Source organism: Solimonas soli DSM 21787 (genome assembly GCF_000474945.1).
Taxonomy (GTDB): Bacteria; Pseudomonadota; Gammaproteobacteria; order Nevskiales; family Nevskiaceae; genus Solimonas; species Solimonas soli.
In genome coordinates, this window is the sequence record NZ_KI440839.1 from 165,433 (window position 1) to 191,900 (window position 26,468).

At 70.3% G+C, this 26,468-nt stretch carries 23 protein-coding genes and 1 pseudogene; 5 read left to right on the top strand and 19 right to left on the bottom strand.

The annotated features are described in order from the left end of the window. Positions 1-23: 23 nt before the first annotated feature. The 13 genes and pseudogenes from K344_RS0118575 to K344_RS23255 all read right to left on the bottom strand — a co-directional run. Positions 24-716: pseudogene (locus tag K344_RS0118575) on the bottom strand (MBL fold metallo-hydrolase); the annotation flags it as partial. A gap of 28 nt (positions 717-744) precedes the next feature. Beyond that, positions 745-1,206, bottom strand: a complete 462-nt coding sequence (locus tag K344_RS0118580; protein WP_028081933.1) for a DUF6691 family protein — start codon at positions 1,204-1,206, stop codon at positions 745-747. Further along, positions 1,203-1,628 carry a YeeE/YedE family protein gene (locus K344_RS0118585; RefSeq protein WP_436278838.1) on the bottom strand — a complete coding sequence of 142 codons (426 nt, stop codon included), beginning with the start codon at positions 1,626-1,628 and terminating at the stop codon, positions 1,203-1,205. The genes K344_RS0118580 and K344_RS0118585 overlap by 4 nt, the downstream gene beginning before the upstream one ends. 64 nt (positions 1,629-1,692) lie before the next feature. Further along, positions 1,693-4,101: a TonB-dependent receptor gene (locus K344_RS0118590; RefSeq protein ID WP_157623117.1), complete on the bottom strand. Its 2,409-nt coding sequence runs from the start codon at positions 4,099-4,101 to the stop codon at positions 1,693-1,695. A 65-nt stretch (positions 4,102-4,166) separates the two neighbouring features. Next, positions 4,167-5,261 (bottom strand): efflux RND transporter periplasmic adaptor subunit, encoded by a 1,095-nt coding sequence (locus K344_RS0118595; RefSeq protein WP_028081936.1) that lies wholly within the window; start codon positions 5,259-5,261, stop codon positions 4,167-4,169. After that, positions 5,258-6,277: an efflux RND transporter periplasmic adaptor subunit gene (locus K344_RS0118600; protein ID WP_028081937.1), complete on the bottom strand. Its 1,020-nt coding sequence runs from the start codon at positions 6,275-6,277 to the stop codon at positions 5,258-5,260. The genes K344_RS0118595 and K344_RS0118600 overlap by 4 nt, the downstream gene beginning before the upstream one ends. Before the next feature lie 7 nt (positions 6,278-6,284). After that, on the bottom strand, positions 6,285-6,893 hold the full coding sequence (locus K344_RS23250; protein ID WP_051362410.1) for an ankyrin repeat domain-containing protein: 609 nt from the start codon (positions 6,891-6,893) through the stop codon (positions 6,285-6,287). Then, a complete protein-coding gene (locus K344_RS22540; RefSeq protein ID WP_169729326.1) occupies positions 6,890-7,795 on the bottom strand; it encodes a peptidylprolyl isomerase in 906 nt (301 codons plus the stop codon). Before K344_RS22540 ends, K344_RS23250 begins: the two co-directional genes overlap by 4 nt. 102 nt (positions 7,796-7,897) lie before the next feature. Further along, positions 7,898-10,729 carry a hypothetical protein gene (locus tag K344_RS0118615; protein WP_157623119.1) on the bottom strand — a complete coding sequence of 944 codons (2,832 nt, stop codon included), beginning with the start codon at positions 10,727-10,729 and terminating at the stop codon, positions 7,898-7,900. A 206-nt stretch (positions 10,730-10,935) separates the two neighbouring features. Continuing rightward, a complete protein-coding gene (locus tag K344_RS0118620; protein WP_028081939.1) occupies positions 10,936-14,010 on the bottom strand; it encodes an efflux RND transporter permease subunit in 3,075 nt (1,024 codons plus the stop codon). Beyond that, complete coding sequence (locus K344_RS0118625) at positions 14,007-14,561, bottom strand: hypothetical protein (RefSeq protein WP_028081940.1); 555 nt, start codon at positions 14,559-14,561, stop codon at positions 14,007-14,009. The genes K344_RS0118620 and K344_RS0118625 overlap by 4 nt, the downstream gene beginning before the upstream one ends. Further along, positions 14,527-15,573 carry a cytochrome-c peroxidase gene (locus K344_RS0118630; protein ID WP_028081941.1) on the bottom strand — a complete coding sequence of 349 codons (1,047 nt, stop codon included), beginning with the start codon at positions 15,571-15,573 and terminating at the stop codon, positions 14,527-14,529. The genes K344_RS0118625 and K344_RS0118630 overlap by 35 nt, the downstream gene beginning before the upstream one ends. Before the next feature lie 9 nt (positions 15,574-15,582). After that, the gene (locus K344_RS23255) at positions 15,583-16,371 is read right to left on the bottom strand and encodes an MbnP family protein (protein WP_157623121.1); all 789 of its coding nucleotides are present in this window, start codon (positions 16,369-16,371) and stop codon (positions 15,583-15,585) included. A gap of 298 nt (positions 16,372-16,669) precedes the next feature. Between K344_RS23255 and K344_RS0118640 the strand changes: the two genes are divergently transcribed. From K344_RS0118640 to trpC, 3 genes are read left to right on the top strand one after another with little or no spacing between them, the layout of a single operon-like run. Continuing rightward, positions 16,670-17,251: an anthranilate synthase component II gene (locus tag K344_RS0118640; protein WP_028081942.1), complete on the top strand. Its 582-nt coding sequence runs from the start codon at positions 16,670-16,672 to the stop codon at positions 17,249-17,251. Positions 17,252-17,264: 13 nt separating this feature from the next. Continuing rightward, positions 17,265-18,305: an anthranilate phosphoribosyltransferase gene (gene trpD, locus K344_RS0118645; RefSeq protein ID WP_028081943.1), complete on the top strand. Its 1,041-nt coding sequence runs from the start codon at positions 17,265-17,267 to the stop codon at positions 18,303-18,305. Between the two features lie 20 nt (positions 18,306-18,325). Continuing rightward, positions 18,326-19,123, top strand: coding sequence for an indole-3-glycerol phosphate synthase TrpC (gene trpC, locus K344_RS0118650; RefSeq protein WP_028081944.1), 798 nt, complete (start codon positions 18,326-18,328; stop codon positions 19,121-19,123). Between the two features lie 63 nt (positions 19,124-19,186). On the opposite strand, the gene K344_RS0118655 is transcribed toward trpC, so the two are convergent. Next, on the bottom strand, positions 19,187-19,825 hold the full coding sequence (locus K344_RS0118655) for a cyclic nucleotide-binding domain-containing protein (protein ID WP_028081945.1): 639 nt from the start codon (positions 19,823-19,825) through the stop codon (positions 19,187-19,189). Between the two features lie 83 nt (positions 19,826-19,908). Between K344_RS0118655 and K344_RS0118660 the strand changes: the two genes are divergently transcribed. Both K344_RS0118660 and speD read left to right on the top strand, forming a co-directional pair. Next, positions 19,909-20,331 (top strand): OsmC family protein, encoded by a 423-nt coding sequence (locus tag K344_RS0118660; RefSeq protein ID WP_028081946.1) that lies wholly within the window; start codon positions 19,909-19,911, stop codon positions 20,329-20,331. A 146-nt stretch (positions 20,332-20,477) separates the two neighbouring features. Further along, a complete protein-coding gene (speD, locus tag K344_RS0118665) occupies positions 20,478-21,293 on the top strand; it encodes an adenosylmethionine decarboxylase (protein ID WP_051362414.1) in 816 nt (271 codons plus the stop codon). Positions 21,294-21,847: 554 nt separating this feature from the next. On the opposite strand, the gene K344_RS24500 is transcribed toward speD, so the two are convergent. From K344_RS24500 to K344_RS22550, 5 genes are all read right to left on the bottom strand, one after another. After that, positions 21,848-22,990 (bottom strand): methyl-accepting chemotaxis protein, encoded by a 1,143-nt coding sequence (locus K344_RS24500; protein WP_084197617.1) that lies wholly within the window; start codon positions 22,988-22,990, stop codon positions 21,848-21,850. A 110-nt stretch (positions 22,991-23,100) separates the two neighbouring features. After that, a complete protein-coding gene (locus tag K344_RS0118675; protein ID WP_028081949.1) occupies positions 23,101-24,126 on the bottom strand; it encodes a protein-glutamate methylesterase/protein-glutamine glutaminase in 1,026 nt (341 codons plus the stop codon). 13 nt (positions 24,127-24,139) lie between these two features. Next, the gene (gene cheD, locus K344_RS0118680) at positions 24,140-24,727 is read right to left on the bottom strand and encodes a chemoreceptor glutamine deamidase CheD (RefSeq protein ID WP_028081950.1); all 588 of its coding nucleotides are present in this window, start codon (positions 24,725-24,727) and stop codon (positions 24,140-24,142) included. A gap of 1 nt (position 24,728) precedes the next feature. Continuing rightward, complete coding sequence (locus K344_RS0118685; protein WP_051362415.1) at positions 24,729-25,571, bottom strand: CheR family methyltransferase; 843 nt, start codon at positions 25,569-25,571, stop codon at positions 24,729-24,731. A 22-nt stretch (positions 25,572-25,593) separates the two neighbouring features. Further along, a partial coding sequence (locus tag K344_RS22550) for a methyl-accepting chemotaxis protein (RefSeq protein ID WP_043114999.1) occupies positions 25,594-26,468 on the bottom strand: 875 nt, incomplete at its 5' end.

The window sequence follows — 26,468 nt, forward strand, 5'->3', positions numbered from 1 at the left end:
CCACGGCCGCGTCAGGCGGCGCGGCCGCAGCGCAGGTTCGCCGGCACCGCAATGTCCATCAGCTTCGGCGAGGCGAGCCTGAGGTTGTTCATGATCGCCACATACTCGTCGGCGCTGTTCACCTGCAGACGCGGGTTGTGCGCACGCTCCTCGGCGATCGTCGACACCGTGTGGCCGCGATAATCGTGCGCCGGATAGACGAAGGTATCGTCCGGCAGGCACAGCAGCTTGTTGAAGATCGAATCGTAGGAGCGGTTCGGGTCGCCATTCTGGAAATCGGTGCGGCCGGTGCCGCGAATCAGCAGCACGTCGCCGGTGAAGACGCGCGCCGCGTTCGCCGCGTCGCCTTCGTAGTGCAGGCTGAACGATTCGTCGGTGTGGCCCGGTGTATAGATGGCGCGCAGATGCAGGCCGTCGATGGCGATCCGCTCGCCGTCGCGAAAACGCGTCGTCACGCATTCGGCGCGGCTCTGCTCGCCCATCGCCGTCACGCAGGCGGTCGCGTCGCGCAGCGCGCCGAGCGCGGTGACGTGATCGGCGTGCGTGTGCGTGTCGATCGCCAGCACCAGCCTCAGACCGAGCTCGTCGATCAGCTGCAACAGCTCCTCGGTCTTTTCCAGCACCGGATCGATGATCAGCGCCTCGCCACCGGCGCGCGAGGCCAGCAGATAGGTGTAGGTGCTCGACTCGCGCTCGAACAGCTGCCGGAAGATCATGCCTTTCATCTCGGAGGGAACGAGTCGCTCAACCGCACGCGGCGTCGCCGTCGCTCGCCTGCGGCGCGCGCTTCGACGCGCGGCGCGGCGCGCAGCGCGACGCCAGGCGCATGCCGATCGCCATGGCCAGCACGAAGACGATCGCGCCGAGACTGCCGCCGCTGGCGACCACCAGTACCGGTCCCGGGCAGAGCCCCGACAGTCCCCAGCCGATGCCGAACAAGGTCGCGCCGACCAGCAGCTGCGGCGTCAGCGGCGAGCGCGGCGGCAGCACGATCGGCTGCGCGCCGATCAGCGTGCGCGGATGGCGCCGTGCATACGCGAAGGCCGGCAAGGCGATCGCCAGTGCCGCCGCCATGACGAAGGCCAGCGACGGATCCCAGGCGCGGGTCACGTCGAGGAAGGCCAGCACCTTGTGCGGATCGGCCATGCCGGACACCAGCATGCCGGCACCGAACAGCAGGCCGGCGACCAGCGGTACGAGCCTCATGCCAGACCGCCGAAGCCGAGCGCGACGACCAGCGCGGCGACGCCCATGAAGATCAGCGTCGCCGTCAGGCTGCGCGGCGACAGGTTGGCGATACCGCAGATGCCGTGACCGCTGGTGCAGCCGGTGCCGATGTTCGTGCCAATGCCGACCAGCAGGCCGGCGAAAACCAGCTTCGGCCACACCGGATCGGCCAGAAAATCCGGCCGCGTCCAGAACCCGGCGAAACTCGCCAGCCAGGGCGCGGCGAGCAGGCCGACGATGAACCACAGCGCGACCGGCGTCGCCCGCCCGGTGACGAGCGAGCCGAACAGGCCGCTGATGCCGGCGATGCGCCCGCTGCCGAGCAGCAGCACCGAGACCGCAGCGCCGATCAGCACGCCGCCGATCAGCGCGTGAATGACGGAATCCGTCGTCATTCCCATCATCACGACTCTCTCCTTCACGGTGACGGCATCTTGCCGCCGCACCATCGTCGAACCGGAGCGCTCAGAAGTCCAGATTGAGCCGCACGCCCCAGGTGCGCGGCGGCGCCAGCGAGTCCTGCCGGCCGAAGTCGGTATGGAACTGCGCGAGGTTGTAGCGCTCGTCGCCGAGATTGTCGCCGAACAGCGTGATGCGCGCGCCGTAGCGGCGATACAGGTAGCTGATGCGCGCGTTGATGATGTCGTAGGCGTCCTCGAAGGTATCCGGCGTGTTCTGCGCGAGGTAGTAGTAGCCCGAATTGTAGTACCAGTCGCCGGCGATCTCGAACTGGCCGCCCGGCACCTCGAAGCTCTGGCTGATCGACGCCGAGCCGCTGAACTTCGGGGTGCGCACGATGCGGTTGCCGGAGAAGTCGTGGCAGGTCGTGAGCGTCGGATCGTAATCACCTTGCGCGTCGCGGCAGTCGCTGCGGTACGCGATGCCGAGACTGCCGAAGCCGCGGCCATTCTCGTAGTCCAGATACTTGGCATTCAACCAGCTCGCATTGCCGCTGATCAGCAGGCCCGGATCGAAGGACGGCAGCGGCTGCCAGATCGTCTCCAGCTCGGCGCCGCGGATGCGCGCCTTGCCGGCGTTTTCCAGGTTGATCGCGCCGCCGGAGGTGAACGACATGAAGCCGGTCTGCAGATCCTTGATGTCATTCTGGAACAGCGCGGCGTTGAGACGCAGGGTGCGGTCCAGCCATTCCGACTTCAGGCCGAGCTCGTAGGCCGTGACCTTCTCCGGCTCCACGTACTCCGGCTGCACGAAGATGTTGATGATGTTGTACGTGCCGCTCTTGAAGCCCTGCTGGAAGGAGGCGTACAGCAGCAGATCCTTCAGCGGCCGGAAATCGAGCGAGACCTTCGGCGAGAAATTGCTCGCGCTGGTTTCCTCGGGCGAGAACGAATAGCCGAGCAGCGCGTCGTGCACGCCGACGTCGACGTCGGATTGCGCGAGGCGGCGCTGCTCGCGCTGCCAGCGGCCACCGAGCGTGATGTCGAACCAGTCGGTGACGCTCGCCGTGCTCTGCAGATAGGCCGAATACGATTCGGTCTCGAGCAGGCCGGTGAAGTAGAAGGTCAGCGACTGCGGCAGACCGAGCCTGCCGATCAGCTGGCCGAGCGGATTGCCGAGCGCGGGCGGCAGCGCCGAGACGATGCTGTCGAGCGGCAGGCGCACGACATCGAGCAGGCGCAGATAGCCGGGATCATAGCCGCCCTCGCTCCTGAGGTAGTACAGGCCGCCGACCCACTTCAGCCAGCTCGAACCCCAGCTGTCCTCGTTCGAGGTGAACTGCAGCTCGCTGGTGTAGAAGCGCTGGTATTCGTCGTCGGCGCCGTAGGTGGCGATCGGCTGGCGCGTGTCGTCGAAGTCGTAGACGTAGTGGTAGGCGCGCACGAAGTACCAGCTGCCGAGCAGCTTGGTGTCGACGCCCGGGTGGTTCCAGTTGAGGATCGCGTAGGCGGCGCGCGAGTCGGTCGTCAGCTTCGGCTCGGAATTGGCGGTGACGACGTACTCGCGCGTCTCCGCCGGCAACGTCGCGCCGAGCACCGCGGTCGGCTCGACGTTGGCCGAAGCGGTCGTGCTGGTGCCGCGCTGCTGGGCGACGAAGCCGGCGAGCTGCAGCGATACTTCGTCGCTGAAATCGATGCCGATCTTCAGGCGCGCGCCCTTGCCGATCTCCGGCGGCAGATGATCGCCGGTGCCGTTGTCGAGCTTGTAGACGTTGTCGGCGCGGTTGTAGTACGCCGACAGGCTGGCGGCGAGCCCGGAAGCGACCGGCAGGTTGGTGTAGACGCGCGTGCGCGTGTCGTCGAAGCGTGGCGCATAGCTGGTCTGGATCGAGGTCTCGGCCTGCGCGCCCGGCGTCTTGCTCCAGATCGACACGGCGCCGCCGGTGGAGTTGCGGCCGAACAGCGTGCCCTGCGGGCCCTTCAGCACTTCGATGTGATCGATCGCGCCGAAGGACTGCGCGAGGCTGTGGCCGGAGGGGAAATACACGCCGTCGATGTAGGTCGCGACGCTCGGCTCGGACGACGGAATGAAGATGTCGGTGCCGATGCCGCGCAGATAGATCATGTTGTAGCCGCCGAGATCGGTGACGGTCAGGCCCGGCACCACCTGCTGCAGATCGCGCACATCGTCGAGGCCGCGCGCGTCGAGCTGATCGCCCGAGAACGCCGACACCGAGACCGGCACGTCCTGCACCGGCTCCTTGCGCTTGCGCGCGGTGACGATCACTTCTTCGAGCGCGCGCCTGTCGGCGGCCGGCGCGGGCGTCTCGAGCGGCGGCGGCGCCTCGGGCGGCAGGGCGATCGTTTCGAGTCCGCCGTCGGCCGGCGGCGGCGCGTCGCTCGGCGCCTCGCTCTGCGCCCAGGCGCTCGGCAAGACCAGCAGCAAGGAAGCGCCGAAGCGGCGCCAGCGATTCATGTCCCCAGGCATCGTCAAAACCCCGTCTTTATGTTTATGTCCCTGCGTACCGCCATCGGCGCCGCTCAGCGGTACTGATCGAGCAAGGCGGCGCCAGCGCAGGCGACGCGCGCGCCCGCCGGCGCGCCGCGCACGGCGATCGTCTCGCCCTGCGCGGCGACGACGCGTACCGCGCGTCGCGTGAAATGCTCCGGCGCGTCATGCACCCAGATCCAGGCCTCGTCGCCGGCGCCGCGCACGCTGCCGCGCGGCAGCAGCACGGTGTCGGCGCCGCCGGCGACGATCGGCGCGCGCAGGCCCAGGTCGACGAGCGCGCCGGGCGTCAGGGCCGGCGCCGCGCCGTCGAAATCGAACCAGAGCGTCCAGCCGGCTTCCGGCAAGGCCGGCGCCTGCGCCACCGCGTGCAGCGCGTAGCTCTGTCCGTCCACCGCCAGGCGCGCGGCGCCGGCACCGCGTGCCAGCGCCGCATCGTAGACACGCACGGCGAGGCGCGGTCGCGCGACCGCCAGCTCGAACAGCGTCTGGCCACGACCGACCACCTCGCCCGCCGCCACCGCGACGCGCTGCAGGCGGCCGGCGCCCGCCGCGCGAATCTCGACGCGGCCATCGAGGCTCTGCTCGCCAAGCTCGATCTGCCGACGCAGCGTCTCGTATTCGGCTTGCGCCTGCTCGCGATAGGTGTTGCCTTCGGCGCCGATGCCGCTCATGCGCTGCTGCAGGTCGAGGCGCTCGACGTTGACCTGCGCGATGCCGAGCTTCTGGCGCAGGCCGGCGATCTCGACCTGGCGCTGCGCACGCTCGCGCTCGCTGAGCGCCGGCCGCAGCAGCGCCAGCAACTGCCCGGCGGCGACGTTCTGCCCGGCCACGGGCCAGGCCTCGGCCGCGGCCTGCAGGCGGCCGGCTTCCGGCGCCTGCAGGCGCCAGCCGGCCTCGGGGCGCGGCAGCACCTCGGCGACCGCCTGCAGCGGCGCGCCCTCGTCGAGCGGCGTGGCGCGCACCGTCGTGATCGCCAGCGCGCGCTGCAGCGGCTTGGCGAGGCTCAAGGCCGCGGGCCGCGATGCGGAAGGCGCCGGCGCGTCGTCGCCGTGCGCGGCGGCGGCCAGGGGCAGCAACCACAGGCTGGCGCGCAGCAGGCGCGCGACCGCCGCGGCGCGGCTCATGGCGGCACCTGCCGCAGCAGCGCGCCGGCGTCGACGACCACGCGATCGCCGGGCCGCAAGCCGTCCGTCACTTCGAGCTGCTGCTCGTCGAAAGCGGCCGTGCGCACGGCGCGCGCCTCGAAGTCCTCGCTGCCCTGATGCACCCAGACCCGGGTGCGACCGTCGCGCTCGAACGTGCTGCGCCGCGGAATGCGCAGCACCGGGCGCGCCAACGGCACGCGGAGCTCGACGGTCTCGCCCGGCGCCCAGGCGAGCGCCGCGTCGGCGGCGTACACCGCGCGCGCCGCGCGCAGCGTCGTGTCGTAGCTGTCGCCGATCAGGCGCAAGGGCGTCGCGCCGCTGCACGCCGCGTCGAGCCGCAGCGGCGCGTCGGCCTCGTGCAGCAGCTCGACGACGATGGCCTCGGCGGCGGCGCCCTCGAACAGCGCGTCGCCCGGCGCCGCCAGCTGTCCGCGCTGCGCGAGGCTGGCGAGCAGCACGCCGGCCGCCGGCGCGCGCAGCGCCACGCGGTCCTGCAAGGCGCGATCGAGCGCCGCGCCGCGCAGCTGCGCGGCGTGATAGTCGGCGACGATCTGGATCGACGGCGTCGGCAGGCTGATGTCGATGTCCTTCTCGGCGTCGATGTCGAAACGGCGAATCTGCACCTGCGCGAGATCGAAGTCGCGCTGCTCGGCGCGCCGCGCCGACTGCAGATCGCGCCGCTCCGGCGCGCTCATCGCCGGACGCAGCCAGGCCAGCACCTGTCCGGCGGCGACACGCTGGCCGGCCAGCGGAAAGCCGCCGGCCGGCGGCTCGAGCACGCCGGGCTGATCGCTCATCGCGCGCCAGCGCCGTCGCGGATCGACCAGCACGCGCGCCGGCAGCGTGCGCGCCGCCACCTGCTCGGGCAGCGTGGTGACGATGGCGAGCTGCCGCTGCTGCGGCTTGCCGAGCTGCACGCGCAATGGCGCCTCCGCCGCCGCGCGCGCGGCGAGCGGCAACAGGGCACAGAGCGCGAGGAGAAGCGCGACGCGCATCGCCGCTTCAGGGCACCGCGGCCGGCCTGGCTTCGAGCAGGGCGACGATGTTCTTCAGGCCGCGCACCTGTGCGACGCGCAAGGGCGTGTAGCCGTTCTTCGAGGCGATCGACGGATCGGCGCCCCTGGCGAGCAACAGCTGCACCTGCGGCTCGTGGCCGGCGGCGCTGGCCAGATACAGGGCCGTCAGGCCGCGGTCGTTCTGCGCGTTGATGTTGGCGCCGCGCGCCAGCAGCAGCTCGATGATCTGCGTGTCGCTGCCGAAGTAGGCGGCGTGGATCAGCGGCGACCAGCCGGCGTGATCGGCCAGATTGACGTCGGCGCCGGCGTCGAGCAACCGCGCGACGCAGGCGACCTGGTTCTGCGCGATGGCGGCGAGCAGCGGCGTCTGGTCGAGCGTGTCGAAGCCGTCGATCGACGCCCCGGCCTTCACCTCGGACGCGATCTGCTCGCACTTGCCGTGGCGGATGTCGTTGACGAACAGTGCAAAGCGTTCCGCCGTGTACGGCTCCGGCGACGCGGCGTGCGGGGCGACAGGCGCCTGCGCGCAGGCGGCGAGCAGCGCGGCGACGAACGCGGGCGCGGCGGCACGGACGATCGAAGGGGCGGCGCTCATTGGCCGCTCCGCGCGGTGGCGCTGCCGGCGGCGCCGGGGCCGGTGACCTTGGCGTTCTTGCTCAGCTGCGCGGTCAGTTCCTCGATCTTCAGCTGCGCGGTGCGCTGGCGCAGCGCCTCGCGTGCGCTGTCGTCGAGCGCGTCGTAGGGCTGCGGCTTGGCGACCGGGCGCGGTCCTTCCTCGAGCTTGATGACGTGCCAGCCGTAGCGGCTGCGCACCGGCGTCTTGCTGTACTCGCCCTTCTTCAGGCTTTCGACCGCGTCGCTGAAATGATGGTCGACGAAGATGTCCGGCCGGAACCAGCCGAGATCGCCGCCGTTCTCCTGGCCGCCGGGATCCAGCGTGTAGCGCTTGGCGACGGCGGCGAAATCCTCGCCCTTGTCGAGGGCGGCGAGCGCCGCCTGCGCGTCGGCGAGCTTGCCGGTGAGAATGTGGCGCACGTGGTACTCGCGGATCTTGCCGTTGGCGCGGTTCCATTCGTACGCGGCGCGCAGCGTGTCGTCATTGATCGGCTGCGCGGTGAAATAGTCCTCGAGATAGGCGCGCGACAGGATCAGGCGCTGCTGGTAGGCCAGCTGGTCGGCGATCTCGGGCTTCCTGTCGAGGCCCTTCTTGCGCGCCGCCTGCGCCAGCACTTCCTCGGTGATCAGCTCGGCGCGCGCGGCATTGCGCGACTCCTCGCTGCCGGCCTGGCGCGGATCCTTCTGCTGCTGACCGATGCCGGCCGCCATCAGGCTGACGTGGTTGACGCTGATCGGCTGGCCGTTGACGTAGAGGTCGGCGGCGAGACCGCCGTTGTCGCCGGCGGCGCCCGGGGTCTTGTCCCGCGCCTTGTCGGCCGCGGCCGCGACGCCGGTCGCGAGCACGGCGGCGAAGGCCAGGGGTTTTGCATATCGGAACACGTAAATTCCTCTTCTCTGCGTGCTGCTCATTAATGCGTGAAAGCCGCAGCGCTCCTGCCGTACCGCTGGCAGGAGCGCCGGGCTGCAAGGGACCGCGTGCTCTTACAGATCGCCGTCCGGATTGACCGGCGCGGCCGGGAAGTAGCCCGGACCGAACAGGTTGGCGCCGTCACGCTCGAAGATCGCCGCGTGCGGCTTGGCGCCACCCTTGGCGCCACGCGCGCCGGGCCACAGCCATGCATCGCGCGCCGCCGAGTCGAAGTCCAGGCACGGCGTGCCGAGCAGCTCGTCGGTGAACGAGGTGTCGAGCACCGTGGCGCCGGTGTTGCGATCGACCTTGCCGAGGCAGACCGTGCGGTCGCCGTCCGACCCGGTGCCCGGCAGCGGCACGTGATTCAGCTCGACGAAGTACTGGATGAACAGGAAGCGTTCGCTGCCCGTCACCGGCGGCTTGCCGATCACCTGGTCGCGCGGCGTCTTCGACGCGCTCGGCGTGAGGTCCTTGTAGCCACCCTCGCCCGACGGCGTCGCCTGATAGCCGACGCGATCGAAGTTGGTGAAGTGCGGACCGCCGTGCGTGTAGAGGTTCTGCAGCGAGTTGAGATTGCCGCTGCCCGGACCGCCGCCCGTCGTGCCCGAAGGTTCGCCACCCGCGTGCGCGTCGGTCACCAGGATGCCCTGCGGCGTCAGCGCGCGGACTTCGGTCACCGCTTCGGCGAGACGGATGTAGCCGACGCCGGTCTGGCTGACGTTCGACGACGCCGTGGTCGCCAGGCCGACGCCGGTCGGGCCGGTCTCGAACTGGCCGATCGCGCCACGGATGCGCGGGCAGTCGTCCGCCTCGTTGTTGTGCTTGAGCACGTTGAACGCGGCGCTGACGCCGCCCGACAGATCGGCGCGCCTGGCCTTGATGCCGAGCGAGGTGTTGGCGGTGCGGCTCGGATCGGCCTCCGGGAAATCGCAGGCGATCGCCGTCGCGACGGTGCCGGCAGTGCCCTTGGCGAACAGCGGACGAACGTCGAGCGTCAGGATGCGGCGGCTGTGCTCGCGCGGATAGTCGCGATCGAAGTCGATGCTGCCGGCGGCGTCGATCGACTTCGGACTTTCGATGCCCGAGATCGGCAGGATCAGGAAGCGATCATCGTCGGTCAGCTGGAAGTAGCCGACGCCCGTGCACGGACCGGCGTCGTAGACGGCACGCCAGTAGGGGCCCTTGCCGCCGAACACATTGGTCTCGTCGCCGCTGATCGTGAGATCCGGGCTGTAGTACAGCACGCCGCCGCACATGCTCGCCGCGAAGGCGCCCTTGTGCGGCACGTAGTCGGCGCTGCCTTCGCTGCAGCTGTCGGCCGTCTTCGTGCTGGCCGCGTTGGCGGCGACGCCGCTGGCGCTGACCGCCTTGTCGAAACTCGGATCGCCGCTGTTGATCCAGCCTTTCTGTCCGACGCAGTGATGCGACTGGTGCGGCGTGCCGAAGCCCATCAGACCCTCGTTCTCCTCGTGGATGAGGATCGGCTCCTGACGCGGACCGTCCGGCACGGCGCTGACCGAGCGCAGGTACGGATTGCCCTGGTAGACGCCGGCTTCCTTGAGCGAGTCCTTGGTCTTGCCGTGCGTGTAGCTGCCGCTGGTCTCCCAGACGCGCACCGACGAACCGAAGCTCGACCCGCAGATGCCGAGCGGGCCGATGCCGGTGCCGGTGCCGCCATTGGCCTGGCTGCCGCACAGCTCGCCGAGCGCGCCGTTGATGGCGGCCGCGCCGATCGACGCGGCGACCGCGTAGTCGGACGTCGCCAGGTACTTGCCGTCATAGGTCAAGGCCATGCCGTGCGGCACGGATTCGAGGCCGGCGTCCTTGTTGCCGAGGAAGAACAGGCCCTGGTTGGCGGTGCGGGTCTGCCGCGTGTCCGGCGAGCTGGTGTACGCGGTCGGGTTGCGCGGCTGGTCCGCGCGCACCGCGCCGACGTACTCGGTGATGCCCTTGTGGCCGAGCAGCGGATTGTCGTCGGCACCGACGCCGAGATTGGCGATCAGGCCGAACTGCGCGAGATTCTCCAGCGCGCCGGTCACCGACGGCACCGACGGCAGGCAGGCGCCGAGCGCGGTCGGCGCGACGCGGTCCGGATCGATTTCCGTCACCGTGCCGCCCGGGCCGTACACGTAGTTGCTCATGTACGTGTAGAGGATCTTGTGGCCGCCGGTGTTCGACGGCATGACGACGAAATCGTCGGTCAGCGACGAACGCCGCGGCTGCGTGCCGCACACCGCGATGTCGGCCCTGCCGACGCCGCGCACGCTGGTGATGTCGTAACGGAACACGTTCTTCGAGATCACGCCGCCGGCGAAGGTGTACTTGTGGCCGGCCTTGAGGCCGTCGCTGCCGTCGGAGATGTACGAGGTGTACGACAGCATGTGATGCGGATCGTTGTGCGCGTCCGAGGCCAGCGCACCGGCGATGTTGCCGGCCACGTTCGAGGCCAGCACGCTCGGCAGCTCGGCGGTCCAGATCACGTTGCCGTAGGTCGTCGAGTTCGGTTCGGCGTCGACCACGGCGAGGAAATCCTGCGCGGTCTTCGGATTGCACAGCGGCGTCGAGCAGCCGTCGCCGGTCCAGATCAGCAGCACCGTGCCGTTCGGAATCTGCGCGCCGGTGTACTTGTTGATCGCCGGCGGCGCGCTGCCGCCGGTCGCCGCCGCCGCGGCGTCGCGCGTGCTCAGCACGTTGGTGACGGACTGCGCGGTGTTCTGCACGATGCCGGTGGTGGTGTTGACGACGTTGCCGAGCAGGCCTTCGGTGACCAGCGGCACGCCGGCGGTCGCCGCCGGGGCCGACAGCAGCGACGCCGCCGCCAGACCCGCCGACGCCGCGGCGAGCGCCAGCGGACGCAGGCGCGCCCCGCAGCCGGGCGGACGCAATAATCCAAACAGACTCATCTTTCACTCCTTGACTAAGCGATCGTTGGCTTAACCGATGCGGGTGGGTCCGCACCGCCTCGTCTCGAGGCCCGCCGGGTTATCTTTTTTCGCTTCCCCGTCCCGGCAGTGCGCGCAACGATACACTCGCAAAGCCATGTTGGTTCCCAGGCAATTAGAACTTTTCAGGAGTTTTTCGAAGAGTTCTTTCATAAGAACCGGCGTTTCTAAAATTCGTAGGAAATCTCCGAACGCGCTGTCAGCATTGCGGGCAGCCAACGGTCGAGCAGCAGCGGCGTCACGAAGCTGTCGAGCAGCGTGCCGCCGATCAGGCCGCCGAAGATCACCAGCGCGACCGGATGCAGGATCTCCTTGCCGGGCGCGTCCGCCGCCCACAGCAGCGGCGCCAGCGCCAGCGCCGCGACCAGCGCCGTCATCAGCACCGGCAGCAGACGCTCGCTGCAGGCGCGCAGCACCAGCGCGCGATGTGCAGGCAGCGGCGCCTGCGCGGAGAGGCGCAGGCAGTGGCCCAGCTTGAGCAGCGTGTTGCGCGCGGCGATGCCGAACAGCGTGATGAAGCCGATCGCGCTCGCCGCGCTCAGCGGCGTCGCCGTCAGCCAGAGCGCGGCGATGCCGCCGATCGCCGACAGCGGCACGATGCCCATGACGATCGCCGTGGCGCGGCGATCGCGGAAGCGCGCATGGACCACGGCGCTCATCAGCAGCAGCGACAGCGCACCGAGTCCCAGCAGGCGCCACAGTGCGGCGCGCTGCTCGGCGCCCTCGCCCTCGATGCGCGCCTCGTAGCCGGCCGGCAACTGCAGCGTGGCGACCGCGTCGCGCACGGCGTCGGCGGCGGCGTCGAGCGTGCCGGCGGCGAACACGGCGACGACCAGGCGCCGGCGCAATGCCTCGCGCTCGATGCGGCTCTCGCCCTCGCGCAGGCCGACGTCGGCGATCGCCGCCAGCGGCACGGTGCCGTTCGGCGATTCGATCAGCAGCGACGGCAGCGCCTTGCTCGTGCGTTGCGCTTCCGGCAGGCGCAGCACCAGATCGAAGCGCCGCTCGCCGTCGATCACCGCTCCGAGCGTCTCGCCGCCGGCGAGGATGCCGATCTGCTCCTGCACGCGCGGCGGCGACAGGCCCCACAACGCCGCGCGCCGCGTATCGACGCGCGCCTGCCATTGCCGCACCCGCTGCTGCGCGTCGGGCGTCGCGCCGGCGATGCGCGGGTCGTCGCGCAGCCGCGCCGCCAGCGTTTCGCCCAGCTGCCGCAGGGTGTCGAGGTCGTCGCCGACCAGCTTCACCGCGAGCGGCGCCTGCACGCCGGACAGCACATGATCGAGGCGATGCGCGATCGGCGCGCCGATCGACCAGCTGCCCGGCAGGCCGGCGAGCGCCGCCGCCACGCGCGGCCGCACTTCCGCCGCGCGGGCGCCGTCGGCCAGCGTCACTTCGAACTCCGAGTAATGCACGCCCTCGGCGTGTTCGTCGGCTTCGGCGCGACCGCTGCGGTGCGCCGCGCGCCGCACGCCCGGCACGGCGAGCAGGCGCCGCTCGGCGGCAAGCGCGACGCGCTGCGATCCGGACAGCGCGACGCCGGGCCGCAGCAGCAGGTTGACGGTCAGCGTGCGCTCGGCGAACGGCGGCAGCAGTTCGCGCGGCAGGCGCGTGGCGCCGAGCACGGCGAGCGCGACGAGCAGGGCCGTCGCGCCGAGCAGCCAGTGCGGTCGGCGCAGCGCCTGCGCCAGCCCGCGCTCGTAGCGGGCGCGCAGCACCTGCACGAAGGCGCGCTCGCGCGGCGCCGCGGCGCCGCGCAGGCCGAGCGCGCACAGCACCGGGGTCACGGTCAGCGCGACGAGCAGGCTGGCGGCGATCGCCGCCACATAGGCGGAGGCCAGCGGCGTGAACAGGCGGCCGGCGAGGCCGCCGAGCGCCAGCACCGGCGCGATGCCGAGCACGACGATGAGCGTCGCCACCAGGATGCCGGCGCGCACCTCGCTGACCGCCGCGACGATCACCGTGGCGGCGCTCGAGCCGGCGTCACGCTCGCGCAGGCGGCGCACGATGTTGTCGACACCGACCACGGCGTCGTCGACGAGCTCGCCGATGGCGATCGCCAGCCCGCCGAGCGTCATCGTGTCGATGCTCAGACCACAGGCCTGCAGGATCAGGATCGCCGCGACCAGCGACAGGGGAATCGCCACCACCGCCGCGGCGGTCGCGCGCGCGCTGCCGAGGAACAGCAGCAGCACCGCGGCGGCGATCAGCGCGCCGTGCAGCAGCGCGTCGCGCACGTTGCCGACCGAGGCGCGGATGAAGTCGGCCTGACGGAACACCGGCTCGATCACGGCGTCGCCCGGCATGCCGCCGCGCAGTTCGCGCAGGCGCGCCTCGATCGCCGCGCCGAGGCGCAGGCTGTCGACACCCGGCTGCTTCTGCACGGAGAGGATCACGGCCGGCTCGCCGTCGACGCCGGCGTCGCCGCGCTTCAGGCGCTGCCCTTCGCCGACCTCGGCGACCTGGCCGAGACGGATCGCCGCATCGCCGCGCCAGGCGACGGCGAGATCGCGCAGCGCGTCGAGCTGCAACGGCCGGCCGATCGTGCGCAGCAGGCGTTCGTCGCCATCTTCCTCGACGATGCCGCCGCCGGCGTTGCCGCCGTAGCCACGCAGCGCCTGTTCGATCTGCGCCAGCGTCACGCCGGCGAGGCGCAGGCGCTGCAGATCCGGACGCACTTCGTACTGGCGCAAGGCGCCGCCGATGGGCAGCACCTGCGCGACGCCGGGCAGCGCCAGCAGCGCCGGCCGCGCCGACCAGTCGGCCCATTCGCGCAGCGCGGCCGGCGTCACGCTGCCCTGCGGCGAGCGCAGGCCGAGCAGCATCACCTCGCCCATCAGCGAGGTGATGGGCCCGAGCCGCGCCTGCAAGCCGGGTGGCAGGCTGGCACGCGCGGCATCGATGCGCTCGGCGACGAGCTGGCGCTGGCGCAGCAGATCGCTGCCCCAGGCGAATTCGATCTGCAGCAGCGCAAGGCCGGCGGTGGAGGTCGAGCGCAGGCGCTGCAGGCCCGGCAGCCCGGCCAGCGCCGCTTCGAGCGGATAGCTGACCAGCGCCTCGACGTCCTCGGCGGCGAGCTGCGGCGCCTCGACCTGCACCGTCACCGTCGGCCGCGTCAGGTCGGGCAGCACGTCGACCGGCATTTGCGGCAGACGCAGCAGGCCGTACACCAGCAGCGCCAGCGCGGCGGCGAGCACCACGAAGCGCTCGCGCAGGCTCCAGGCGACGATGTGCGCGATCATCGCGCGCGCCGCGTGCGGCGGCGCCACAGCACCAGCGCGCCGCCGAACAGCACGGCCGCGCCGAGCGCGGCCGGCAGCCTGCGGCGCCACGGCCCATGCTCCTGCGCCGCGCGCGGCGGCGGCCGCGGCAGGCGGCCGGCGAAGCGCTCGTCCCAGCCCTCGCCGCGCACGCTCAGCGCGAGCACGACATCGCCCGGCGCGCCGCCGAGCAGGTCGGCCGGCACGCGATAGGTGCCCGGTTCGCTCTCCTGCGCCTGCACGGTCGCCGCGCCGACCTGTGCCGCCACGGCGAGGCCGGACAGCGGACGGTTGCTCGCGTAATCGTCGATCCACACGACCAGGCCCTGCCCGTCGAGCGCGGCGACCGCCTCGAGGCGCGCCGACTGCCAGCTCAGGCTCGTCGCCGGCGCCGCGGCCGGCGCGATCTCGTGCGCGACGTGTTCATGGCCCTCGTGCGCGGCGGCGACGCCGTCGGCGCCGAGCGCGGCGAGCAGCAGCGCCAGACACGCGGCGCGCTCAGCGCGACGCGGCTTCCGAGAATCGGCGGTCATGGACGAAACGCTCGTCAGTGAGAGTCTGGAGAAAGGCGATGATGTCTTCGGCCTCGGCGGCACCGACGCTCGTCGCTTCGCGCAGCAGCGGCTCGTCGCGCAGCGCGTCCGGCACGCCGCTGCGGTAGTGCGCGAGCACTTGTTCGAGCGTGTCGAAGCGGCCGTCGTGCATGTACGGCGCGGTCAGCGCGACGTTGCGCAGGCTCGGCACGCGGAAGCGGCCACGGTCCGCCGCGTTGCCGCTGATCGCCGCGCGGCCCGCGTCGTCGCCCCGCAAGCCGTTGCGCCGATAGCGGTAATCGGTGAACAGGGGTTCGACGTGGCACGCGCTGCAGTGCGTGCGGAAGGCGGCGAGCCCGCGCGTCTCGGCGTCGCTGAAGGTCGCGCGGCCGGCGCGATAGCGGTCGTAGCGCGAGTCGTCGGAGATCATCGTCACGAGGAACTGCGTCAGCGCGCGCAGGAAGCGCTGGCTGTCGATCGGCCCCTCGTCACCGCCGGGTCCGAAGGCCCGCGCGAACAGCCGCGGGTAGTCGGGATCGGCGCGCAGCCGCGCGAGCACGGCCGGCAGCGTCTCGCCCATCTCGACCGGGTTGGTCAGCGGAGCCAGCGGCTGCAGTTCGAGATGGGCGACGGCGCCGTCCCACATGAAGTCCGGCTGCCAGGCCAGGTTGAACAGGCCCGGCGCGTTGCGCGTGCCGTTGGCGCCGTGCAGGCCATGGCTGACGCGATGATCGAAATGCGCGAAGGCGGCGAACTGCTGATGGCAGCTCGCGCAGGCGATGCTGCCGTCCTGCGACAGCCGCGGGTCGTAGAACAGCTTGCGGCCAAGCGCGAAGCCCGCCGCCGTCGGCGGGTTGCGCTGGATGTCGTAGACCGGCGCCGGCCAGCCCGCCGGGCGGTGCAGCTGCGGCGTGCGCGACGGCCACCAGCAGGCCGCGCCGGCCGCGCCGCCGGCGACGAGCAGCAGCGCGAACGCGGCGAACAGCCGGCGGCGTGGCGGGCGACGCGGCATGGGCGGACTTCAGCGGCGCGGCTCGTGGTGCACGTGGTCGACGCGGAAGGCTGTCGCGTAGCGGTCGGCGATCGCCGCGCCGCCGGCCGGATCCATCAGCGCCTCGTGCCCGGCGACGCGCAGGGGCTCGCCGGCGAGCAGCGCGGCGGCGACATCGGCGTGCAGGTGCACCGTGCTGACGATGTCCGGCGCCAGGCGCAGCGGCCTGGGCAGCGGCAGATAGACGGTGCGCGCGTTGGGGCTGCCGCCGACGTGCCAGCTCACGCGCTGCCCGGGTGTCGTCGCCTGCGGCGAGCGGCCTTCGAGCTTCAGGAAGATGTAGCCGCTGTTCCAGGTCCAGAACATGCCGAGCGCCGGATCGAGCGCGCCGGTCTGCGCGCCGGCGCTGTTGCGCGCGGCGTCGACACCGATCAGAAACTCGACGCCCTCGTACTCGCCCGGCGCGAAGCCGGCGACCTCGAAGCTGCGCGAGGCCGGCTGCGCCTCGTCGACGAGAACGTAGCCGCGCGCGTCGCTGTCGCTGCGCGCCGCCGCCGACCAGCTGCGGTCATGGCGGCGCAGGCGGAAGTTGCTGAGGTAGTAGCGCAGGCGATCGATGCGCAGGGCGTCGCCGTCGTCCAGCGTGTATTCGGTCTCGCCAAGCTGCAGCGGCTGCGTGCCGACCCGATGGCTGATTTCGACGCGCAGGGGCAGGCCGCTCGCGTCGCCGCCGTGGCAGGCGGCCAGCAGCAGCGACGCGGCGCCGGTCGCGGCGATCGCCACGGCGCGAACGCGCCGTCGCCTGAGGGCGGCAGTCATCCCTTTCTGCTCCCGATTTGTGGAGGGAAAGCCGGCAATCTAGGAACGCGCCCCGGCCTTGTGAAGGAATGATTCGCCCTAGGCTTATAACCAAACGTCGCGCCGCGGCCTGACAGCGGCGGTCCGATTCAGTAAAGTGGCGGCCCCGACTCAGGCACCCGCGGCACCGGCAATGACCCTGCACCCGAAGAACTGGCGACGCTGAAGCGAACGCCTAGCGTCAACACCACCGGGTATCACTCGGGCCGCGCATTCTCTTCCGCGCCTCGCCCGACAGAAACACAGAAGGGTTAGCTCCATGCTGCTGATGATCGACAACTACGATTCGTTCACCTACAACCTCGTCCAGTATTTCGGCGAGCTGGGCGTCGAGGTGGAGGTGCACCGCAACGACCGCATCACGGTCGACGCGGTCGCCGCCAGGAATCCCCGCCACATCGTCCTCTCGCCGGGGCCGTGCACGCCGAACGAGGCCGGCATCTGCCTCGAATTGATCGAGACGCTGCAGGGCCGCTTCCCGATCCTCGGCGTGTGCCTCGGCCACCAGTCGATCGGCCAGGCCTTCGGCGGCGTGGTCAAGCGCGCGCACGATGTCATGCACGGCAAGACGAGCAGCATCCACCACAACGGTCACGGCGTCTTTCACGGCCTGCCCTCGCCTTATCAGGCCACGCGCTACCACTCGCTGGTGGTCGAGAAGGACACGCTGCCGGACTGCTTCGAGATCACCGCCTGGACGCAGCACGCCGACGGCACGCCGGACGAGATCATGGGCCTGCGCCACAAGACCTTGCCGATCGAGGGCGTGCAGTTCCACCCGGAATCGATCCTCACCGAGCACGGTCACCAGCTGCTGAAGAATTTCCTCGAGCGCTACTGAGGCCCGCCCGTCCATGAGCAACATCACGCCCCAGGAAGCGCTGCAGCGCACGATCGAGCACCGCGAGATCTTCCACGACGAGATGATCGGCCTGATGCGGCAGATCATGCGCGGCGAGGTTTCGCCGGTGATGACCGCGGCGATCCTCACCGGCCTGCGCGTCAAGAAGGAAACGGTCGGCGAGATCGCCGCCGCCGCGCAGGTCATGCGCGAGCTGTCGAACAAGGTCGAGACGCCGGCCTACGAGCACTTCGTCGACATCGTCGGCACCGGCGGCGACGGCGCGCACAGCTTCAACATCTCGACCGCCGCGATGTTCGTCGCCGCCGCCGCCGGCTGCCGCATCGCCAAGCACGGCAACCGCAGCGTGTCGAGCAAGTCCGGCAGCGCCGACGTGCTCGAAGCCTTCGGCGCCGTCATCGATCTGGCGCCGGCGCAGGTCGCGCAGAGCATCGCCGACTGCGGCGTCGGTTTCATGTTCGCGCCGAACCATCATCCGGCGATGAAGGCCGTCGCGGCGGTGCGCAAGGAAATGGGCGTGCGCACCATGTTCAACATCCTCGGCCCGCTGACCAATCCGGCCGGCGCGCCGAACATCCTGATGGGCGTCTTCCATCCGGACCTCGTCGGCATCCAGGTGCGCGTGCTGCAGCGCCTCGGCGCGCAGAACGCGCTGGTGGTCTGGGGCAAGGACAACATGGACGAGATCACGCTCGGCGCCGGCACGCTGGTCGGCGAGCTGCGCGACGGCGTGGTGCGCGAATACGAAATCCATCCGGAAGACTTCGGCATCGCCATGGCCGGCAGCCAGAACCTGCGCGTCGCCGATGCCGGGGAATCGAAGGCCCGCGTGCTCGAGGCGCTCGGCAACAAGCCCGGCGTCGCGCGCGACATCGTCGCGCTCAACGCCGGCGCGGCGATCTACGCGGCGCGGCGCGTCGGCTCGATCGCCGACGGCATCGCGCTGGCGCGGCACGCGCTCGCCGACGGTTCGGCGCGCGCCTGCCTCGATCAGTTCGTCGCCACCACGCGGCGCCTCAAGAACGCCGCCTGACCGCCACTCGACCGCTGCTCATGGCCGACATCCTCGACACGATCCTCGCCCGCAAGCGCCTCGAGATCGACCTGCTCAACAAGCGCTACGCGCGCGGCACGCTGGAAGATCTCGCGCGCGCCGCCGACGCGCCGCGCGGCTTCATCCGCGCGCTGCGCGACAAGGTGACGGCCGGCGGCGCCGGCGTGATCGCCGAGGTCAAGCGCGCCTCGCCGAGCAAGGGCCTGATCCGCGAGGATTTCGATCCGGCGTGGATCGCCCGCGAATATGCCGCCGGCGGCGCCGCCTGCCTGTCGGTGCTGACCGACGAAAAGTTCTTCCAGGGCCACAACGCGTTCCTGCTGCAGGCGCGCGCGGCCTGTGCGCTGCCGGCGATCCGCAAGGACTTCATCATCGACGAGATGCAGGTGATCGAAGCGCGCGCGATCGGCGCCGATGCCATCCTGCTGATCGCCGCCGCGCTGGCGCCGGCGCGCCTGAAGGAACTCCACGAGGAAGCGCGCCGCTGGCAGCTCGACGTGCTGGTCGAGGTGCACGACGGCGCCGAGCTCGAGCAGGTGCTGCGGCTCGGCCTGTCCGGCGGCTGGCTACTCGGCGTCAACAACCGCAGCCTGCGCAGCTTCGAAACGCGGCTGGAGACGACGCTCGATCTGCTGCCGCGCGTACCGACCGGCGTGCCGGTCGTCACCGAGAGCGGCATCGCCACGCCCGCCGACGTCGCGCGCATGCGCGCGCACGGCGTGCATCATTTCCTGATCGGCGAATCGCTGATGCGGCAGGACAGCCCGGCGGCGGCGCTGCGCGCCCTGATCGGCTGAGCCGCCGCCACGAAAAAGCCCGCCGCGGGGACGGGCCTCGGGCATCCGCCGCCGGCGCGGCGCTCAGGCGGCGACCGGCTTGTAGACGTTGAGGATCAGGATGCTGCGCCCCTGCGTCGCCACGATGCCGTCCTCCTCCAGCTTCTTCAGCACGCGGCCGGCCATCTCGCGCGAGCAGCCGACCAGGCGCGCCAGTTCCTGGCGGCTGGTGCGGATCAGCGTGCCGCGCGCATGCGCCTGCGCTTCGCGCTTCTTCGACAGGTCGAGCAGGATGCGCGCCATGCGGCCGGCGACGTCGAGGAACGCCAGGTCGGCGAGCCGGCGCGTGGTGTCGCGCAGGCGGCTGGCGAGCTGGCCGGCGATCTCGAACATGATGTCCGGATACTGCCGGTAGAACGTGAGGAAAGCCTGGTAGCTCAGCTCGCAGGCCAGGGTCGGCGTGCGCGTGCGGACGATCGCGGTGCGCGCCTGCTGTTCGGGGAACAGGCACAGCTCGCCGAAGAAATCGCCGGGCCCGAGATAGGCGAGCACGATCTCGCGGCCGTTCGCGTCCTCGAGCAGGATGCTGACCGAGCCTTCGAGAATCAGGTAGAGCGACTGCGGCGGATCACCGGCATGCAGGAGCGTGTGCTTCGGCGAAAAGCTGCGCTTGTGCGCCTGTTGGATGAAGGCCTGGATGACCGGCTTGGCCAGCATGGACATCGACTCGCTCCCTGAAACGATTGCCGAATGCGCGATTGCTGCGAAAATAGCACAACCCCGCCGCCCACCGTGGAGAGAAATCCTTGAAAGCACGTGTCAAATGGACCGAAAACGCCGTCTTCGTGGCCGAGAGCGGCAGCGGTCACGCCATCGTGCTCGACGGCCCGCCGGAGATCGGCGGCCGCAATCTCGGTCCGCGGCCGATGGAGATGGTGCTGATGGGCGTCGGCGCCTGCTCGGCCGTCGACGTCACGCTGATTCTCAAGAAAGCCCGCCAGCAGGTCAGCGACTGCTGGGTCGAGCTGGAAGCCGAACGCGCCGAGACCGAGCCCAAGGTCTTCACCCGCATCCACATGCAGTTCGTCGTGACCGGCAAGAACCTCGCCGAGAACCACGTGAAGCGCGCCGTCGAGCTGTCGGCGGAGAAGTACTGCTCGGCGTCGATCATGCTGGCGCGCGGCGGCGTGGCGATCAGCCACGGCTACGAGATCCGCGAAGCGGCCTGAAGCGCGCGGCGACCGGCCGTCGGGCGGTCGCCGGAGCGTCACGCAACGGTGATCGTTTTGGCGCATAATCCGCGCCTTTCGAAATGGGCCGCGCCGCCAGGAACCTCTGGGGACGCGTTCGGCGTTCTTGCTACCGGAGTTGAAAATTGGCCAAGGCCAAGCCGAAACGGACCGATAATCCGAAGCTGAAGCTGTTGGGTTTCAACAACCTGACCAAGTCGCTGTCGTTCAACATCTACGACATCTGCTACGCGCGCAGCAAGCAGCATCAGCAGGAATACATCGAATACATCGATGAGGCCTACAACGCCGAGCGCCTGACGGCGATCCTCACCGAGGTTGCCCGCATCATCGGCGCCAACATCCTCAACGTGGCGCGCCAGGACTACGACCCGCAGGGCGCCTCGGTGACGATGCTGATCTCGGAAGGCCATCTCGACGGCCTGCCGACGCCGGGCAAGAAGAAAGGCGAGAAAGATTCCGTCGTCGCCCATCTCGACAAGTCGCACATCACCGTGCACACGTATCCGGAAACGCATCCGGACAACGGCATCTCGACCTTCCGCGCCGACATCGACGTGTCGACCTGCGGCAAGATTTCGCCGCTGAAGGCCCTGAACTATCTGATCAAGTCCTTCGAGTCGGACATCGTGGTGATGGATTACCGCGTGCGCGGCTTCACACGCAATGTGCGCGGCATGAAACACTTCATCGACCACTCGGTGGAGTCGATCCAGGACTTCCTGTCGGCCGACATCAAGAACCGCTACCAGATGATCGACGTCAACGTCTATCAGGAATTCATCTTCCACACGAAGATGCGCCTGAAGGAACTCGACCTCGACACGTATCTGTTCGGCGAAGGCGCCTCGGAGCTGCCGCCGCGCGAGGCGAAGAAGATCCGCGAGAACGTCAACCACGAGATCAGCGAGATTTTCTACGGGATGAACATCTCGCGCTGATCGGGGCACGTCACCTTGCAGGAAAAAGGCCGCAGCAATGCGGCCTTTTCGTTTGTCGCGGGCAGGCGTTGGGGCTGCTGTGGTTTCCGGGGTTTTCTGGTTTCGCGCCCTCGCTGCGCGAGGGTTCCCAAGGTCAAAAACCACGGCAACAGCGCCCCTCACCCCAACCCTCTCCCCGCAAGCGGGGAGAGGGAGTCTGCTTTTGCCGTTGCTTTGGCTTTTCGCTTTTGACCTTGGGCCCCTTAGGGCCGCACCGAGCAGCGCAGCGCGCGCAGTGGGGCGGCGCGCCAGGACGGCGCGACAAGTCGCCGTCAGGCCATGGATGGCCTGTCGGCGACGACCCCGAGCACGTGAGCAGCGCAGGCTTCCCTCGCGTAGCGAGGGATGCGGCCCTCAGGGTGTGCTTTCTTTTGGTTCCTTTTCTTTGCACAAGCAAAGAAAAGGAACTCGCCGCAAGGCGAAATCAAAAGACTTCATCGGGCTGCGGCCGTCGCAGGACGAGTGACGCGGCCATCGCAAGGCCGCCCGAATCTCCGCCCTCGCGGCAACGAGGCCTAGAACAGATCGACCGTCCCCGCCTGCATCGATACCTGCGCCACCGGCTTGTGCAAAGGCTCGCGCCAGTCCGCCTGCGCCTCGGCCCTGGCGCTCGTCCCGTCACCCGCCTGCTCCCTGGCATCGAGCTCCGAACCGATCGCCTCGACGCGCTTGGTGTGCTGCTGCGCCACCGTCAGCGCCTGCGTCGAGATGTCCTCGAACTGCAGGCAGCGCACGGCGCGGCCGACGGCCTCGCTGATCTGCGCGCGCGCCTCGGAAACCGTGCGCAGACTCTTGGTGAGCCCGTCGTTGATCGCGTCGACCTGGCCGAGCAGCTGGCGCACCTCGTCCTGCGCGCCGATGCTCAGCGAGCTGTCGCGCGTCGCCATGTGCCCGACCGTGTCGCGCACCTTGGCGATCGCGTCCTTCGATCCGGACACCAGCTTGCGGATCTGCTCGTTGAAATTGGTCGAGCGCTCCGACAGCGAGCGCACTTCCTCGGCGACCACCGCGAAGCCGCGGCCCGCCTCGCCGGCGCGCGCCGCTTCGATCGCCGCGTTGAGCGCCAGCAGATTGGTCTGGTCGGCGATGGTCTTGACGTCGCCGAGCAGCTCGAAGATGGCATCGAGGTGCTTGACCATCTCGTCGATCTGGCCGACCGTCGCCACGCTCTGGCGGCTGACGTCGGCGAGCGATTCGGCGAGTCCGCGCATCAGGCCGACCGCCGTTTCGGCGAAGCGTCGCACGTCGGTGCTGGCGCCGGTGCCGCTCTGCGCGAGGATGCTGGCGACCGCCTGCTCCTGGATATGGGCCTGGCGGTCCATGTCGTTGAAGGCGCCGCCGAGCTGGCGCACGGCGTCGTTGATCAGCGCACGCACGCGCTCGACTTCGGCGGCGGCGGCGAGCGCCTCGCTGAGCAGACCGCCACGCAACTCGCCCAGGGTGCGCGTGCGGCGCTCGTTGAGCAGCAGCTGGCGGGCCAGCTCGCGTTCGCGCTGCTCCGCGCGCTGCGCCTGCATGAAGGCGAGCGCCGCCCAGGCGAAGGCCGCCAGCAGGCCGCTGCCCCACACCAGTACGCCGCCGGCCGACAGCAGCGCCGTGACGTGCAAGGCCGTCAGGGCGGCGGGGATCGCCAGCGGTTTCCACGGCAAGACGCGCATCGGGTGCTCCAGAGAATTTGCGATGAGGCTGTCGGTCTTATCGGCAGGCCGCCACGAGCCTTTAACGACGTCCGTCGCGCCGTTCATCCACGAATGAGAGGGGCGCGCGCTCAGGCGGCCGCGTCCTGCAGCAGCTGCGCGGCCACCGCGTCGAGCGCCAGCACGCGTTCGGCGGCGCCGAGCTTGTACGCCGCGCCCGGCATGCCCCAGACCACGCTGCTCGCCTCGTCCTGCACGAGCGTGCGGGCGCCGGCCTCGCGCAAGGCCAGCAGGCCGCGCGCGCCGTCGTCGCCCATGCCGGTCAGCAGCGCGGCGGCGACGTTGCTGCCGGCGTGGCGGGCCAGCGAGTTGAACATGGCGTCGACGCTGGGCCGGTGGCGGTTCTGCGGCGGGCCGTCGGACAGCCGGCAGACGTAGCGCGCGCCGTCGCGTTCGATCAGCAGATGGCGATCGCCGGGCGCCACGTAGACATGGCCGGCGACGATCGGCTGCGCGTCGTGTGCCTCGCACACCGCCATCGCCGACGTGCGGTCGAGACGCGCCGCGAACGGGCCGCTGAACGCGGCGGGGATATGCTGGGTGACGACGACCGCCGGCGCGTCGGCCGGCATGCGTTCGAGCACCTCGCGGATCGCCTCGGTGCCGCCGGTCGAGGCGCCGATGGCGATGATGCGATCGGTGGTGCGGAACGGCCGGCGCAGCGGCTCGGCGGCCTCGCGCCGCTGCGCGCCGCGCGGCCGCGCGCGCAGCAGGCCGCGAACTTTTTCGCGCAGCTGTTCGGCGTAGGCGGTGAGGCCGGCGCGCACGTCGAGCTTCGGCTTGGTGACGAAGTCGACGGCGCCGAGTTCGAGCGCCTGCAAGGTCACGTCGGCGCCGGCCTCGGTGAGCGAGGAGACCATCAGCACCGGCATCGGATGCAGGCGCATCAGGTTGTCGAGGAAGGTCAGGCCGTCCATGCGCGGCATCTCGACGTCGAGCGTCAGCACGTCCGGCCTGAGCTGCTTGATCTTGTCGCGCGCCACGTAGGGATCGCTGGCGACACCGACCACCTCGATCTGCGGGTCGGCCGACAGGATCTCGGTCATCAGGCTGCGCACCAGCGCCGAGTCGTCGACGATCAGGACGCGGGTCTTCATCGGGCGGTCTTCATCAGAACAGCTCCACCGAACCGGCCGCGGGCTTGGCGCGCAGGCGGCTCAGATAACGGCTTTCGTCGGCGGCGACGCTGGCGCGCTCGGCCGCCGGCAGGCGTTTGACCAGCGCGCGGCCAGTCGCCGGAAAGTAGTGGACGCGGCGCGGCACGATGTCGCCGAGATCCTGCGCCAGCACGGCGATGCGTTCGGCCTCGAGATAGTCGAGCACGAAGCGCGCGTTGCGCTCGCCGACGCTGCCGACGCCGCTGAGGCTCGGCAGCACGGCGCCGCCGCCGAAGACCTTGGCCTGCAGGCGGGCGCGCGTCGCGCCGCGCTTGAGCAGTTCGTTGATCAGCACTTCCATGGCATAGCTGCCGTAGCGCGCGGAATCGCCGGAGGCGCCCTCGCCGCCCGGCAGCAGGAAGTGGTTCATGCCGCCGACCCGCGCCAGCGGATCGTGCAGGCAGGCCGACACGCAGGAGCCGAGCAGTGTCACCAGCATGCGCGCATCGCCGGCGACCGCGTAGTCGCCGGGCAGCACCTTGTACGCGAGCGCGGCGAAGCGCGGATCGTAGTAAGTCCCTGCCGGCGTGTCGGCGCGCATCTCAGGCCCGCCGGTAGACGGTGCGGCCGCAGGAATGCACGAGATCGGCGGCGTGGAAGAAGCTCTCGGAATGGCCCGCGAACAGCAGGCCGTCGTCGGCGAGCAGCGGCACGAGGCGCGTCAGCACGTCGCGCTGCGTCGGCTTGTCGAAGTAGATCATCACGTTGCGGCAGAAGATCGCCGTGTAGGGGCCGCGCAGGGGCCAGCGCGCGTCGAGCAGGTTCAGCTGCCGGAAGTGCACCAGGGCGCGCAGCTCGTCGATCACCCGGCACTGGCCCTCGTAGGGGCCGGAACCGCGGCGGAAGAAGCGCCGCAGCCGTTCGCGATCGAGCCGCTCGACGCGTTCGAGCGGATAGATGCCGCGCTCGGCGCTCTGCAGCACCTGCGTGTCGAGATCGCTGGCGAGGATGCGCACCGGCGGCGTCAGCGTGCCGAAAGCCTCGCAGGCGGCGATCGCCATCGAGTACGGTTCCTCGCCGGTCGAGGCGGCCGCCGACCACAGCAGCAGCGGCCGGCGCTGCGGCGTCGCGCCGAGCAGGGCCTTGAGCGTGTCGAAGTGATGCGCCTCGCGGAAGAACGAGGTGAGGTTCGTGGTCAGCGCGTTGGTGAAGGCCTCCCATTCGTCGGCATGCGGATCGTCGAGCAGATCGAGATAGGCGGCGAACGACGCCAGGCGCAGCGCGCGCAGGCGCCGCGACAGGCGGCTGTAGACCATGTCGCGCTTGCTGTCGGCGAGGGCGATGCCGGCGCGCGCGCGGATCATGCGCCGCGCCCGTTCGAAATCGCGCTCGCTGAACGCGAATTCGCGCTGTTCCTCGCCGGCCGTCGCCGTCATGGCGGTCATCGTCGTGGCACCGCGCGGTTACTCAGAACTCGGACCACGGCGCCGTGCCGGCCGCCGCGGCGTGGCCGTTCATCCTCGCCTTGAGGGGCGCCGGACGCGCGACCGGCGCGGGCTTGACCGCGGCCGGCGACGCGAGCGCTTCGTCGCCGGCCGCGGGGCGCGGCGCGCCCGTCAGCCTGAAGCGCGCGACCGAGGCGGCGAGGCCCGAGGCCTGTTCCTCCAGAGAACGCGCCGAGGCCGAGGCTTCCTCCACCAGCGCCGCGTTCTGCTGCGTCACTTCGTCCATCTGCGTGATCGTCTGGTTCACCTGCTCGATGCCCTGGCTCTGCTCCTGCGACGCCGCCGTGATCTCGCCCATGATGTCCGTCACCCGCTTCACGCTGCCGACGATCTCGTCCATCGTCCGCCCCGCCTGCTCCACCAGCTTGGCGCCGGTGCCGACCCGATCGCTCGAATCGACGATCAACGCCTTGATCTCCTTGGCCGCCGAGGCGCTGCGCTGCGCCAGGTTGCGCACCTCGCTCGCCACCACCGCGAAGCCCCGGCCCTGTTCCCCCGCGCGCGCCGCTTCCACCGCCGCGTTCAGGGCGAGAATGTTGGTCTGGAAGGCGATGCCGTCGATCACGCCGATGATGTCGGCGATCTTCTTGCTCGCCTCCGAGATCGACGCCATCGTCGTCACCACTTCCGCCACCACCGCGCCGCCCTTCACCGCCACGTCCGAGGCGCCGATCGCCAGCTGGTTCGCCTGCCGCGCGTTCTCGGCGTTCTGCTTCACCGTCGAGGTCAGCTCTTCCATCGACGACGCCGTTTCCTCCAGGCTCGCCGCCTGCTGCTCGGTCCGCGACGACAGGTCCGAGTTCCCCGCCGCAATCTCCCGCGCCGCCGTGTTGATGG

Excerpts from the sequence above, each read along its gene's own strand:
- K344_RS0118675 (WP_028081949.1), bottom strand. The coding sequence starts at position 24,126 with ATGAAGACCCGCGTCCTGATCGTCGACGACTCGGCGCTGGTGCGCAGC.
- trpD (WP_028081943.1), top strand. The coding sequence starts at position 17,265 with ATGAGCAACATCACGCCCCAGGAAGCGCTGCAGCGCACGATCGAGCAC.
- K344_RS23250 (WP_051362410.1), bottom strand. The coding sequence starts at position 6,893 with ATGAGCGCCGCCCCTTCGATCGTCCGTGCCGCCGCGCCCGCGTTCGTC.
- K344_RS24500 (WP_084197617.1), bottom strand. The coding sequence starts at position 22,990 with ATGCGCGTCTTGCCGTGGAAACCGCTGGCGATCCCCGCCGCCCTGACG.
- K344_RS0118655 (WP_028081945.1), bottom strand. The coding sequence starts at position 19,825 with ATGTCCATGCTGGCCAAGCCGGTCATCCAGGCCTTCATCCAACAGGCG.
- K344_RS0118585 (WP_436278838.1), bottom strand. The coding sequence starts at position 1,628 with ATGGGAATGACGACGGATTCCGTCATTCACGCGCTGATCGGCGGCGTG.
- K344_RS0118630 (WP_028081941.1), bottom strand. The coding sequence starts at position 15,573 with ATGCCGCGTCGCCCGCCACGCCGCCGGCTGTTCGCCGCGTTCGCGCTG.
- K344_RS23255 (WP_157623121.1), bottom strand. The coding sequence starts at position 16,371 with ATGACTGCCGCCCTCAGGCGACGGCGCGTTCGCGCCGTGGCGATCGCC.
- K344_RS0118615 (WP_157623119.1), bottom strand. The coding sequence starts at position 10,729 with ATGAGTCTGTTTGGATTATTGCGTCCGCCCGGCTGCGGGGCGCGCCTG.
- trpC (WP_028081944.1), top strand. The coding sequence starts at position 18,326 with ATGGCCGACATCCTCGACACGATCCTCGCCCGCAAGCGCCTCGAGATC.
- K344_RS0118600 (WP_028081937.1), bottom strand. The coding sequence starts at position 6,277 with ATGCGCGTCGCGCTTCTCCTCGCGCTCTGTGCCCTGTTGCCGCTCGCC.
- K344_RS0118685 (WP_051362415.1), bottom strand. The coding sequence starts at position 25,571 with ATGACCGCCATGACGGCGACGGCCGGCGAGGAACAGCGCGAATTCGCG.
- K344_RS0118595 (WP_028081936.1), bottom strand. The coding sequence starts at position 5,261 with ATGAGCCGCGCCGCGGCGGTCGCGCGCCTGCTGCGCGCCAGCCTGTGG.
- cheD (WP_028081950.1), bottom strand. The coding sequence starts at position 24,727 with ATGCGCGCCGACACGCCGGCAGGGACTTACTACGATCCGCGCTTCGCC.
- K344_RS0118590 (WP_157623117.1), bottom strand. The coding sequence starts at position 4,101 with ATGAATCGCTGGCGCCGCTTCGGCGCTTCCTTGCTGCTGGTCTTGCCG.
- K344_RS0118620 (WP_028081939.1), bottom strand. The coding sequence starts at position 14,010 with ATGATCGCGCACATCGTCGCCTGGAGCCTGCGCGAGCGCTTCGTGGTG.
- K344_RS0118580 (WP_028081933.1), bottom strand. The coding sequence starts at position 1,206 with ATGAGGCTCGTACCGCTGGTCGCCGGCCTGCTGTTCGGTGCCGGCATG.
- K344_RS0118625 (WP_028081940.1), bottom strand. The coding sequence starts at position 14,561 with ATGACCGCCGATTCTCGGAAGCCGCGTCGCGCTGAGCGCGCCGCGTGT.
- K344_RS0118640 (WP_028081942.1), top strand. The coding sequence starts at position 16,670 with ATGCTGCTGATGATCGACAACTACGATTCGTTCACCTACAACCTCGTC.